This is a genomic window from Rhodococcus sp. JCM 9793 (genome assembly GCF_055380405.1).
Genome location: NZ_AP043721.1, coordinates 5,088,420 through 5,099,919 on the forward strand (window position 1 = coordinate 5,088,420; position 11,500 = coordinate 5,099,919).

Annotated in this window: 13 protein-coding genes and 2 pseudogenes; 7 read left to right on the top strand and 8 right to left on the bottom strand. The window is 64.7% G+C overall.

What is annotated here, in order from left to right; translation table 11 throughout:
* Positions 1-37: 37 nt before the first annotated feature.
* The gene (locus ACZ46K_RS25555) at positions 38-700 is read right to left on the bottom strand and encodes a TetR/AcrR family transcriptional regulator (RefSeq protein ID WP_464745453.1); all 663 of its coding nucleotides are present in this window, start codon (positions 698-700) and stop codon (positions 38-40) included.
* A gap of 81 nt (positions 701-781) precedes the next feature.
* On the opposite strand from ACZ46K_RS25555, the gene ACZ46K_RS25560 reads away from it, so the two are divergent.
* Together ACZ46K_RS25560 and ACZ46K_RS25565 are read left to right on the top strand one after the other, a co-directional pair.
* Complete coding sequence (locus tag ACZ46K_RS25560) at positions 782-1,636, top strand: NAD(P)H-binding protein (protein ID WP_054805164.1); 855 nt, start codon at positions 782-784, stop codon at positions 1,634-1,636.
* Between the two features lie 216 nt (positions 1,637-1,852).
* Positions 1,853-2,344: an SRPBCC family protein gene (locus ACZ46K_RS25565; protein WP_054805186.1), complete on the top strand. Its 492-nt coding sequence runs from the start codon at positions 1,853-1,855 to the stop codon at positions 2,342-2,344.
* A gap of 61 nt (positions 2,345-2,405) precedes the next feature.
* Here ACZ46K_RS25565 and ACZ46K_RS25570 read toward each other — a convergent pair whose 3' ends face one another.
* Positions 2,406-2,759, bottom strand: a complete 354-nt coding sequence (locus ACZ46K_RS25570) for a MerR family transcriptional regulator (RefSeq protein WP_054805163.1) — start codon at positions 2,757-2,759, stop codon at positions 2,406-2,408.
* 60 nt (positions 2,760-2,819) lie between these two features.
* Here ACZ46K_RS25570 and ACZ46K_RS25575 point away from each other — a divergent pair, with 60 nt between their 5' ends.
* Positions 2,820-3,386, top strand: coding sequence for an RBBP9/YdeN family alpha/beta hydrolase (locus ACZ46K_RS25575; protein WP_054805185.1), 567 nt, complete (start codon positions 2,820-2,822; stop codon positions 3,384-3,386).
* 206 nt (positions 3,387-3,592) lie between these two features.
* Here ACZ46K_RS25575 and ACZ46K_RS25580 read toward each other — a convergent pair.
* A pseudogene (locus ACZ46K_RS25580) lies at positions 3,593-3,826 on the bottom strand (zinc ribbon domain-containing protein); the annotation flags it as partial.
* Between the two features lie 133 nt (positions 3,827-3,959).
* Entirely contained in the window at positions 3,960-4,331 is a 372-nt protein-coding gene (locus ACZ46K_RS25585) for an ArsR/SmtB family transcription factor (protein ID WP_464745455.1), read from the bottom strand.
* Positions 4,332-4,425: 94 nt separating this feature from the next.
* Here ACZ46K_RS25585 and ACZ46K_RS25590 point away from each other — a divergent pair, with 94 nt between their 5' ends.
* Complete coding sequence (locus tag ACZ46K_RS25590; RefSeq protein WP_464745457.1) at positions 4,426-4,638, top strand: hypothetical protein; 213 nt, start codon at positions 4,426-4,428, stop codon at positions 4,636-4,638.
* Positions 4,592-6,223: an MFS transporter gene (locus ACZ46K_RS25595; protein WP_464745458.1), complete on the top strand. Its 1,632-nt coding sequence runs from the start codon at positions 4,592-4,594 to the stop codon at positions 6,221-6,223. Before ACZ46K_RS25590 ends, ACZ46K_RS25595 begins: the two co-directional genes overlap by 47 nt.
* 22 nt (positions 6,224-6,245) lie before the next feature.
* Here ACZ46K_RS25595 and ACZ46K_RS25600 read toward each other — a convergent pair.
* Together ACZ46K_RS25600 and ACZ46K_RS25605 are read right to left on the bottom strand one after the other, a co-directional pair.
* Positions 6,246-6,527: pseudogene (locus tag ACZ46K_RS25600) on the bottom strand (PIN domain-containing protein); the annotation flags it as partial.
* Positions 6,528-6,663: 136 nt separating this feature from the next.
* Positions 6,664-7,422: an SDR family NAD(P)-dependent oxidoreductase gene (locus tag ACZ46K_RS25605; protein WP_054810490.1), complete on the bottom strand. Its 759-nt coding sequence runs from the start codon at positions 7,420-7,422 to the stop codon at positions 6,664-6,666.
* Between the two features lie 144 nt (positions 7,423-7,566).
* Between ACZ46K_RS25605 and ACZ46K_RS25610 the strand changes: the two genes are divergently transcribed.
* The gene (locus ACZ46K_RS25610; protein WP_464745460.1) at positions 7,567-8,238 is read left to right on the top strand and encodes a TetR/AcrR family transcriptional regulator; all 672 of its coding nucleotides are present in this window, start codon (positions 7,567-7,569) and stop codon (positions 8,236-8,238) included.
* Positions 8,239-8,545: 307 nt separating this feature from the next.
* Here the strand turns inward: ACZ46K_RS25610 and ychF are convergent, their stop codons facing one another.
* Positions 8,546-9,625 (bottom strand): redox-regulated ATPase YchF, encoded by a 1,080-nt coding sequence (ychF, locus tag ACZ46K_RS25615; protein WP_054807444.1) that lies wholly within the window; start codon positions 9,623-9,625, stop codon positions 8,546-8,548.
* Between the two features lie 36 nt (positions 9,626-9,661).
* Positions 9,662-10,090, bottom strand: coding sequence for a hypothetical protein (locus ACZ46K_RS25620; protein ID WP_464745462.1), 429 nt, complete (start codon positions 10,088-10,090; stop codon positions 9,662-9,664).
* A gap of 162 nt (positions 10,091-10,252) precedes the next feature.
* Here ACZ46K_RS25620 and ACZ46K_RS25625 point away from each other — a divergent pair, with 162 nt between their 5' ends.
* Complete coding sequence (locus tag ACZ46K_RS25625; RefSeq protein ID WP_464745464.1) at positions 10,253-11,500, top strand: AI-2E family transporter; 1,248 nt, start codon at positions 10,253-10,255, stop codon at positions 11,498-11,500.

Here is an 11,500-nt window from a genome sequence, read left to right on the forward strand (position 1 = left end):
CTCGAGGATCCCACTCGAGTCGACCAGATCCCTCTGCTCAGTTGCGTGACTGAACCGACGACTGTGGCGACCTGCAGATTCCGCCGAGGACAAAAGCAGTTCGACGGTCGTAGTCCACCCGGGGCGGCAGACCTCCATGCTCGAGGGCAAGGGCGTTGTCGATAGTCATCGCCTGAAAATCACCTGGCGTGAACCCGTCAGCCAAGACACCAGCGGCATGCCCGTCCCTGACAAGATCGTCATGGAAGTCGCCTCCGGCTCGGCAGAGCTCCATGAGCTGTTCGGAGTCCGGAAACTGCTGCAGCAGGACGTCATTGATCGCTGGCAAGCGGTACTGGAGATCCCGGATCGCGCCGACGTAGGAGGAGATTCGGTCTTGGACGCCAGGGACCGCTCGTGCGTCATCGATGATCCGCATCAACTCCGTCGCGACGACGTCACTGATCACTGCATCGATGAGACCGATCCGCCCCCCAAATCTATTGAAGATCGTCGCCTTGCTGACACCCGCGGCTGCAGCGACATCCTCGAGCGGTGCTGACAGCCCCCGCTCACTGAACACGGTGATCGCTGCAATGCGAATCCGGTCGACATTGCGGCGCGCATCCCTGCGAAGCGTTGGCATGGACCGACCCGCTGACATGGATCGACCGTCTCCCACCATCAGCCTCCGTCTGCGCCTAACCGAACTTGACTCCATTGGTCAGGTTACTGCAGGCTACCGAATGACCCAAGTTGACCACCCTGGTCAACTTATCGTGTTCATCGAAAGGACGTGTCCATGATCATCGTCACCGGAGCGACCGGAGCCCTCAACGGCGCCACGGTCGATCACCTCCTCGAGCGGGTTGAGCCAGCCACCATCGGCGTCAGCGTGCGTGACCCGGAACGTGCGAGGCACCTTGCCGACCGTGGGATACGCGTACGACGAGGGAGCTATGACGACCCTGCAGCGCTACGCCACTCGTTTGCCGATGCCGAGCAGGTGCTCCTGGTCTCCTCGAGCGACCTCGATGCCGACGTCGTCAACCAACACCGGACGGCGATCGAGGCCGCGACTGAGGCAGGAGCCCAACGGATCCTGTACACAAGCGCCCACGGGACCGGATTCGACAGTCCCTACGCTCCGCTTGCGATCCACGCGGCAACTGAGGAGCACCTCGCAGCATCCAGCGTCCCATGGATCGCCTTGCGCAACGGCTTCTATGGTGATCTCAGCCAACTACTCGGCCCCTGGCAGAAGACCGGCGCGATCGCCAAGCCGGCCGATGGTCCTTTCTCGTGGGTCGATCGGCGCGACGCCGCGGAGGCGGCCGCGACGATCCTCACCAGTGATTCGTCGTTCGACGGCCCCGTCGATCTGACGTTGTCCTCACCGGTGACTCTCACGGACTTCGCCGCAACAGCATCCGAACTGACCGGCGACCACATCGACCGCATCATCGTCGACGACGAGGAGTGGGTCGCGAGCGAGACGGCCAACGGGGTGCCTGAGACAGTCGCGCGCTTCACACTGTCAATGTTCCAGGCGACACGGAGCGGCCATTTCGCGCAATCCGACCGCACGCTCCGCAGTCTCCTCGGGCGGGAGCCGCGGAGCATTGCTGATCAACTCGCAGACCAGATCGTCGGCTGATTCGCGGCCCCGGTTCTGCCGGCTCCCGTCTGGACACCGAACCCGGCTACACGTTGAATCTGAATTCGACGGCGTTAGCTTCCCCGATGCGGTGGGTTGGCCGGGGCACCCCCGATGAGAGTCACCAATCGCGCGACGGATGTCAGACTGCCCTCTCGAAGAGCAGCACGAGCAGCACGACGGCATGTTGGCCCACACCCGGAAGGAATGCGTGCCATGAAGTACACCAACTCGATTGAGATTGCCCTTCCACGGGAGAAGGTGGCTCAGCTGCTGGCCGACCCGGCACACATACCGAGGTGGTTGCGAGGGGTGGTCCGGCACGAACCGGTGAGCGGGATACATGGGCAGCTCGGAACCGAGTCGCGGGTCGTGATGCAATCCGGGAAGCGGGAGCTCGAGTGCACCGAAACGATCACACGCCGGGAGCCGGCAGACCTACACGAGATCCCTGAAGGGGTCGTCGTCCACTTCGACCGCGAGATCGTCGGCGCGGGCATGTGGAGCGTCATCCGCGATCGGCTGACCGAAGCCGATCCGCAGACGACGCACTGGGAGCAAGAGAGCGAATACCGGTTCAGCGGCCTGCTGATGCGTCTGGTGGGGCTGCTCACGTCCAACGCGTTCCGCAAGCAGTCGCAACAGCACATGCAGGATTTCAAGGAATTCGCCGAACAAGGGAAGGATGTCCGCGAAGGGAGGATCTGACTCCACCACTGGGCTGATGCGCCCAGCGATTCGGATGAATGTCCGACCTGCCGGACGGTTCTCAACCGGCAGATGTGAGGTCGTGCAGTCGTTGCTGTCGCTCGTACAGCTCAGCCTGCCTTGCGTCGAGGCATTCGGAGAGAGAGGCGAGCTCGGCGCGGAGATTCGGGCACAGCTCGAGCCACATGCCGTGGTCTCCGTCTCGGGCGCAGTCGATGTAGCGTTTGACGGCTGCGGTGGTCAGGCCGGCGTCGATCATGGTCTTGATCTGCGCGACGCGGACGATGTCCTCTGAGGTGTAGTCACGGTAGCCTCCTCCCCTGCTGCGTTCGGGGACGAGCAGTCCGCGCTCTTCGTAGTGGCGCAGCGCGCGAGCGCTGGCCCCAGTCTTCCTGGCGAGTTCGCCGATCTGCACCGCTGTCTCCTCTTATCGGACTTGACCTTCACGCTAGCGTCAGGCCGTACGTTCTCGCTCGTGACTTCCTCGACAACACTGCAGAACGCCTTCATCTTCCACGGCTACGCGGCCACCCCGGACGATCACTGGTTCGGCTGGCTCGCCCAACAACTCGACACCGCCAACATGCGGGCCGTCGTCCCCGAACTGCCCGACCCTCTCACGCCCGATGCGCCCCGGTGGCAGGAGACCGTACGTGCTGCGGTGGGCGAGCCGGCCGAGGGCACGGTCGTGATCGCGCACAGCCTCGGCTGCCTCGCCGTACTGCGGCACCTGGCATCACTGACAGGCGCGTGGCGGCTAGGAATCCTCGTCCTGGTATCAGGGTTCCTCGATCCGCTGCCGGTGCTGCCGGAATTGGACGGCTTCATCGGCGACGGGTGCGACGTGACCGAGCTGCGCGAGCACGTCGACCGGATCATCGTGATCCGCTCCGACGACGATCCCCTCGTGCCGCCCTCTCACACGGATCGGCTGGCCGATCTTCTCGGGGCCAGGGCACTGAGGGTCCCCGGCGCAGGGCACTTCCTCGCCGCCGATGGCCACAGCACCCTGCCCGCCGCGTACGACGCCATCGCTTCCTGAATCCGCTGTCGCTCGAAGGGACATCCATGCATCTCCGGATGGCCGTGCTCATCCTCGGCATCTTCTGCGTCGGCACTGCCGAACTCTCGCCCAGCGGGATGCTCGGGGAACTCTCCCGCGACCTGTCGGTGACCATCCCAACCGCAGGCCTGCTGGTCACGGTCTACGCCCTCACGGTGGTGGTCGGAGGACCGACGATCACGATCGATCGTCACTCCGCAGTGATCGCACACATACATCCGGTCCGCGAGCGTCAGGTTTGGTTTTCGCCTGCCACACCCCGAACACAATTTACTGGACGGAAAGTACCGGCCGGCCTCCACCAACGTAGAGCCGTACCAGCGGGTCTTGTACGACAGCATCCGGCGGATCTGCGCCAACGCCGCGTCCACGAGGGCCAGGTTCAGGCCCTTCTTCCGACTGCCACCTGCCGACCGCATCCCCGACGCGTTCAACGTCTCCACCACTCGTACCCGAGCGTGATCGCCTCCGCCAGCAGATCCATGACATCGTCGGCGAAGCGATCAGCGACCTCGCCCACCAGGATGCATCTCGCTCCAGGGCGGCGACGATTCAACTGACGTCCGGCTTCCAGTCGAGCACCAGGTCGACAATTCCGGGGAAACGAGTATTCAGGTCCTCGAGTCGAACGCGACTGCGTCGCTCGAGCCCGTACTGCCGCTGGGTGATGACGCCGGCTTCGCGCAGCGCCTTGAAGTGGTGGGTGAGCGTGGACTTCGGGCGATCGAAACCGAACCATCCGCAGTTCTGGTCGAAGTCCTCGGACGACAGCAGGAGTCGCTGCATGATCGTCAACCTCAGCGGCTCGGCCAGCACACCCATGATGCGCTCGAGACGGATCTCCTCCAACGCAGGCTCGGGCAGCCGTTCAGGGAGCTCGCCGGGTAGTTCACCGAGCGTGTAGGTCGGCGCAAGTGTGTGCATGCCTCCAGAGTAGCTAATGTACGAGATTCTTCGTACTGATGTAAGTTCGACTCAACTCGTACAGATACGAGAAATCTCGAACTAGGTGGCGCAGATGAAGAGAGCAGTCGAGCAGCGGGATCTCCGATGGTCGGTAGCCGCAGCATTGACGGTCGTAGCGGTATTCGTGCTGTCCAACGCGCCGACGCCGCTGTACGCCGAGTGGCAGCACGCGTGGGGCTTCTCGTCCGGAATGCTCACGATCATTTTTTTCCTGCTACATGGCCGGCCTGGTGGGCACACTCGTCGTCGCAGGGAGGCTCGCTGACCGATACGGGCGTCGCGTGGTCCTGGTGCCCGCGATGTTCGCAGCTGTCGCGGCTGGGGTGTTGTTCCTGCTCGCCCAAGGTGTGCTGTGGCTCCTCGTGGCCCGACTGCTCGCCGGCGTTGCCGTCGGCGGAGCGGTGACGGCGGGAATGGCCGCGGTCGTTGACGTCGCCCCAACCACCCGCAAGCGGGCCGGAGGACTGATCGCCTCCGCCTCCATGGTGCTCGGCGCGGGCCTCGGCCCGATGCTGTCGGGCGTCACCGCGAAGACAACCGCCGCTCCGCAACTGTGGACGTTCGCGATCGTCACGGCGATGGGGATCGCCGCCCTGGCGGTGAGCACGCGGCTACCGTTGGCACGGCCAGTGTTTGTTGGACGAACGCGCGAACGACTCTTTCGCTTGCCGATACCTCCACGCGATCGGCGGCGTGAACTTCTTTGGGGCGCAGCGACTTTCGGGCCAGGTATCACAGCGACCTCGTTCGTGCTCTCACTGGGCCCCTCGGTGCTGGCCGGCCCCATCGGCGTTTCCGACCCATTGATTGCAGGGGCCATCGCCTGCACAATGTTCCTTCTTGCGACCGGGATCCAGTTCGCCGCGGGCCGCCTCTCCACTCGCTCACATCTCGCACTCAGTTCCATTGCCGCAGTGGCCTCGATGGGGGTGCTGGCCCTCGCTGTCACAGTGACGCCGTGGTGGCCGGTTTTCCTTGCTGCCACGTTGCTCGCGGGTACCGCACAAGGATTGGGCCAACTTGCCGGCCTCACGCTCATCGCCACGCGGATCTCTCCGGACCGGCGCGCCGAGTCCAACGCCGCGCTCAACATCTCCGGATACATCCCCGCCGGAGCCCTGCCGGTAGCGACGGGCTATCTCGCTGACGCCATCGGACTCAGCAATGCCGTGATCGCATTCGCAGCGATTCTCGGTGCCGTAGCGATGATCGCCCTGATCGCCGTGCGCGCCAGCACACAGAACGAATCACCCGGACCCACACCAACGAAAGAAGACGACAAGACCATGCAGCCATCGACACTGGTGATCGCCGCCCACCCCAACCTGGAGAAGTCACGCGTCAACGCCGCCTGGCTCCGAGCACTCCATGACGAAGAACAGATCACCGTCCGCGCGCTTGCCGACGTCCGCGGACCGGACGGCTTCGACGCCGCGGCTGAGCAACTGGAGCTCGCCAAGCACGATCGGATCGTCCTGCAGTTCCCGTTCCGCTGGTACAGCGCCCCGCCACTGCTGGCCGAATGGCTCGAGGCCGCCCTCGAACGCGGCTGGGCATACGGGCCCGGCGGACACGCCCTGGAAGGCAAAGAGCTGACCATCGCAATATCCACCTGGTCCCGCGCGCACGACTACGTGCCTGATGGGCGTTACGGACGAACAATGGACCAGCTCACCTCACCATTCGCCACCACCGCGGCACGAGTTGGGATGTCCTATCGCCCCGGGTTCTTCGTCCACGGCGTGGGAGACTTCAGCGAAACCGAACTGGATGAGACCGCACGCGAATATGCCAGCTGGGCGGTCGAGGGAACTGCATCAAGCGGAACACCACCACGTCGCCGCGGATAGAAACCTCACGAGGCTCGATGGGTCAGCTCGCCGCGAGGGTCTCGACCGACGGCCCCGCGACCTCCGCGATGAGGTCGAAATCCTTGACAGCGGCAAGCACCGTGAGCCCAGCCTTCTCCGCCGTCGCTGCGATCAGCAGATCCGGGATCGACGACGCACGATGCTGACCGCGGTCTGCCAGCAGCATCTGCACCTCGAACGCCCGGTCCTCCATCGCCGGCGTCAGATGCTCGATCGGCATCATCGCCAGAGGCGGCAGATCGAACGCACGACGTCCGGGACGAAGCGCGAAGCCTGCTGGAATCACACGTTGAAGCGGAATTCGACCGCGTCTCCACACGTAGGGCAATCTGTGATCTCGTGCGACCGTCACCGTTCACATCGACCAAGCCCGCACGAGGCACATTGGTGAATCGAGGCTGAACCTGCCGCCCTTCCAGTCAGGGGTACACCTGGACCTCGCCGCCGTCCACGAACAGCTCGCTGCCGGTGACGAAGCTGGACTGATCCGAGGCCAGGAAGAGCACGGCGTTGGCGATCTCGGTCGGATCAGCGGCGCGTCGTAGGGGTGTGCTGCTCGCCAGCTCATCGAGGAACGCGCCCGCTTGCTCCGGGTTCGCGGCGAGGCCGCGGAGCCCCGGGGTGTCGGTGGGGCCGGGCACCATCGTGTTGACGCGCAGGCCGCGGGGCGCGAGCTCGGCGGCCCAGACTCGGCCGAATTGCCTGATGGCCGCCTTTGTCGCGGAGTAGACGCCGAAGCCGGTGGTGCCGCGGCGTGCCGAGCTGGAACCAGTGAGCACGATGCTCCCGCCGTCGTTCAGCAGCGGGAGCGCTTTCTGGACCGTGAAGACGGTGCCTCGCACGTTGATCCCGAAGGTGTGGTCGAAGGCCTCAGGGGAGAGCGCGTCGAGGGGCTGGTTCGCCTCGCCGCCGCCGGCATTGGCGAAGAGGATATCGAGGCGATTCTCGTCTGCGGCGATCCGGTCGAACAGCCTGTCGAGGTCGTCCAGGTCGGAGACGTCGCACTGGATCGCGATCGCCCGGTCGCCCAGTTCCTGGGCCGCGGCGTCGAGCACGTGCTTTCGGCGTCCCGTGAGGTAGACACGCGCGCCCTCGGCGATGAAGCGCTCGGCCGTGGCGAGCCCGATGCCCGTACTCGCGCCGGTGACCAGGGCTGTCTTGTCGGCTAGCTGACCCATAGGTGTTCGTCCTCTGCAGTGTCGTGTGTGAAGCGCCGGAGTGGCGGGTGGGCGACGGTCGCAATGGCTTGGCAACTTGTTATTGACCGATTGGTCCACAATATCCATGATGGACCGATCGGTCAATAACAGTATGGTGGGGGCATGGCGAGGCCACGGCAGTTCGACGAGGAGACGGTGTTGCGCGCAGTCTGCGACCAGTTTTGGAACGCGGGCTATGCGGCGACCTCGCTCCAGGACCTCATGCGAGTCACAGGCCTGGGCAAGGGCAGTCTCTACGCCGCCTTCGGAGACAAGCACGAGCTCTTCCTCCGGGTGCTGCGCCGGTACGTGGCATCGCTCGACCACGCGGTGCGTGGGTCGATCGACTCGGCTCCACGCGCGGTCGACGCCCTTCGCTCGTTCGTGATGACGCCAGTGGGCGACCCCGCAGGCCGGTCCGCCCGGCGCGGCTGTCTGCTCGCCAACAGCACAACCGAACTGGCTTCCACCGATCCCACCGTCGCCGCGGAGGCTCGGCGAGCATACGAGGGGATCACAGTGACGCTGACCGAGGGCGTGCTGCGGGCTCAGGTCGAGGGCGACCTGAGCGCCTCCGTCGACCCTGTCAGCGTCGCCAGGGCCCTGCTGGCCACCCAGCAGGGCCTGACATTCATGGGCCGCACCGGGATGGACGTCGAGACGCTGGCAGCGACCGCCCATTCGCTAGCAGCCCAACTCCTGCCCACCTCGGCCGATCGCCGGGAAAGCATGAACACACCCCATGAACCGGGTGATCCCGTCGCCGTCGGCGACGTCATGACCAACTACACCTAGCCCGCCCCCGACGATGTGATGGCAACAATGACGAGCCGGCAATGTGAGCGCCAGGACACAGCTGATAGGTCGGCCGCAGTGCGTCCATCACCTTTTCCGAGATGCCCGAGGGCTGAGCCGGACGGACCCCCCTGGCAAGCTCCAGAGGTCCTCGACGTCCTTTTATCTATTCGAGCGTCCGCGGTGTCGCCCGCTGCAGAGTCAGATCGACGCGTTCGACGTTTTGCTGACGCCGCAGCTTCCCGGTGTCCTGGCTCCCAATCGATCTGAACACAGGGCCGGGATATGACGCGAAGCGTCAATAACGCTACACATTGAAGCGGAACTCGACCACGTCGCCGTCGGCCATGACGTAATCCTTGCCCTCCATGCGCACCTTGCCCCGCGACTTGGCCTCGGCCATCGAACCGGCGTCGTCGAGATCGGCGAACGACACGATCTCGGCCTTGATGAACCCGCGCTCGAAGTCGGAGTGGATGACACCGGCCGCCTGCGGCGCGGTCGCGCCCTGAGGGATGGTCCAGGCGCGCGCTTCCTTGGGGCCCGCCGTGAGGTAGGTCTGTAGGCCGAGGGTGTGGAATCCGACGCGCGCGAGCGAATCCAGTCCGGCTTCGTCCTGGCCGATCGAGTCGAGCAGTTCCTGCGCTTCGTCGGGTTCGAGTTCGATGAGCTCGGACTCGACCTTGGCGTCGAGGAACACGCAGTCGGCCGGGGCCACCGCGTCGCGCAGTTCCTGCTTCTTCGCGTCGTCGGTGAGCACCGACTCATCGGCGTTGAACACGTACAGGAACGGCTTCGTCGTCATGAGGTTGAGCTCGCGCAGCAACCCGAAGTCGAGTGTGTCCTTCTTCGAGAACAGGGTGTTGCCCTCGTCGAGCACGGCCTGCGCCTTGAGCGCTTCCTCGTGCTGCGGCTTGAGCTCCTTGTTCTTCTTCGCTTCTTTCTCGAGGCGCGGCAAGGCCTTCTCGAGGGTCTGGATGTCGGCGAGGATGAGCTCGGTCTCGATGATCTCGATGTCGGCGAGTGGGTCGACGCGACCGTCGACGTGGATGACGTCATCGTCGGCGAAGACGCGTACGACCTGACAGATGGCCTCGGCCTCGCGGATGTTGGCAAGGAACTTGTTGCCGAGCCCGGCACCTTCGGACGCTCCCTTGACGATGCCGGCGATGTCGACGAACGACACGGTGGCAGGGAGGATGCGCTGCGAACCGAAGATTTCCGCGAGCCTGTTCAGGCGCGGATCCGGCAGTTCGACAACACCGACATTCGGCTCGATCGTCGCGAACGGGTAGTTCGCGGCGAGCACATCATTCTTGGTCAGCGCATTGAAGAGCGTCGACTTGCCGACGTTGGGAAGTCCGACGATTCCGAGGGTAAGGCTCACGGAATCAGGAGTCTACGTGGTCGTTGCGCTTCCGCCTCATCCGCACGCCACTCGAACCAACTGGGCGATGCGTGCAGCCTGATCTTCGGTGGGTTCTGTGGAGCCGTTGGTGGCGAGTTCGCCGACCTTCGCGTTCACCTCGGCATCGTCGGCGCCGCTCTCGATCAGCGGACAGGTTTCGGTCACGATCGTTTCGATCGACTGGGTTTCACGATCGGATGACAGGTTCGGGTAGGCGGCGCGGAACGCGGTGACGAATGCGCCGAGCTTGGCGTCGTCGAACCAGTCCCCTGCCCGTTCGGCAACACTGGACGCCGCGCTCTGCACGGATGAGGCTGCACCCTCCGCGCCTTCCTGGACGGAAGTGACCGCGACACCAGCCGACGAACGTACGCCCTCCGACGTGGCCGAGTCGTCCTCGCCGCACGCACTGAGGACTCCAGCACACGCGATGGCGGTGATCACACACAAAACCCTGCGAGAAACGTAATTCTCGATGTGCAGAAACATCCATCGAGGATGCCACGCGTTCGCGCTGGACACGGGCGTATCCGGCAAAACCGTATCCCCCGGCAGATCCGGCACTCTGGCCGTAGATTGGCGAATATCGATCGAGGCGATGAATACATGCGTGCGGAAGGACCACCGTTGAGCGAGTCGAAGAACACCTCCGACCACAATGCGGGCGACAAAGCTGCCGTCAAGCCCGATCGCGGGGCCTTGATCGGGGTCGGTGGAATCTGGTTGGCGAAGTGGTCGGGCTGCCTCGTTCTCATCGCTGCTGCAGCGGTGGTACTCGGCTGGATCATCGAGCAGATGTGGGTGATCCTCCTGCCGGTCGCCCTCGCGATCGTCGTGTCGACCATCCTGTGGCCGCCGACGCGCGGCATGACCAAACGTGGGGTTCCGCCCGCGGCAGCGGCCGGGCTGACTCTCGTGCTGTTCTTCGCGGTCGTCGGCGGGATCATCGCCGGCATCGTCCCGTCCGTCGTGGCGCAGGTTCCCGACCTCGCGAACAAGGCCACCGAGGGCATCAACACCGTGCAGGACTGGGTGCAGGGCCCACCGATCAACCTGCAGGACGAACAGCTCGACAACGCGGTACACGTCGTCATCGAACGTGTGCAGGGCAGTGCCGCCTCGATTGCCGGTGGCGTGTTCTCCGGGGTGAGCACCGCGGGATCACTGTTGGTGACGTTGGGCCTGGTACTCGTGCTGACGTTCTTCTTCATCAAGGACGGGCCGCGGTTCCTGCCGTGGCTGCACTCGGTAGGCGGTCGCCGGGCGGGTCATCACCTCGAAGAGGTGCTCCTGCGGATGTGGTCCACGCTCGGCGGATTCATCCGAACTCAGGCACTGGTGAGTTTCATCGACGCGTTGTTCATCGGTATCGGCCTCGTCATCCTGGGTGTGCCCCTCGCCCCGGTGCTTGCCATCCTGACGTTCATCGGTGGGTTCATTCCGATCGTCGGTGCGTTCGTCGCGGGCGCCCTCGCTGTGCTGGTCGCGCTGGTTGCGAACGGGTTCACCACGGCGGTGATCGTGTTGATCCTGATCATCGCGGTGCAGCAGATCGAGGGGAACGTGCTGCAGCCGGTGCTGCAGTCGAAGAGCATGAAACTGCACGCCGTCGTGGTCCTGCTCGCGGTGACAGCCGGGGCGTCGCTGTTCGGGATCATCGGCGCATTCCTGGCTGTCCCGGTCGCCGCGGTCACAGCGGTCGTCATCCGCTACATCGGTGAACAGATCGACGCTCGGTCGGTGGAGCGCGAACCGGGACAGGGTGACGACGCGGAAGACGACGACCAGATGGCCTTGCCCGCACCGGGCGACACCTCGGCACCCGACCCGAACGCCTCCCCTACCAGCTCGTAG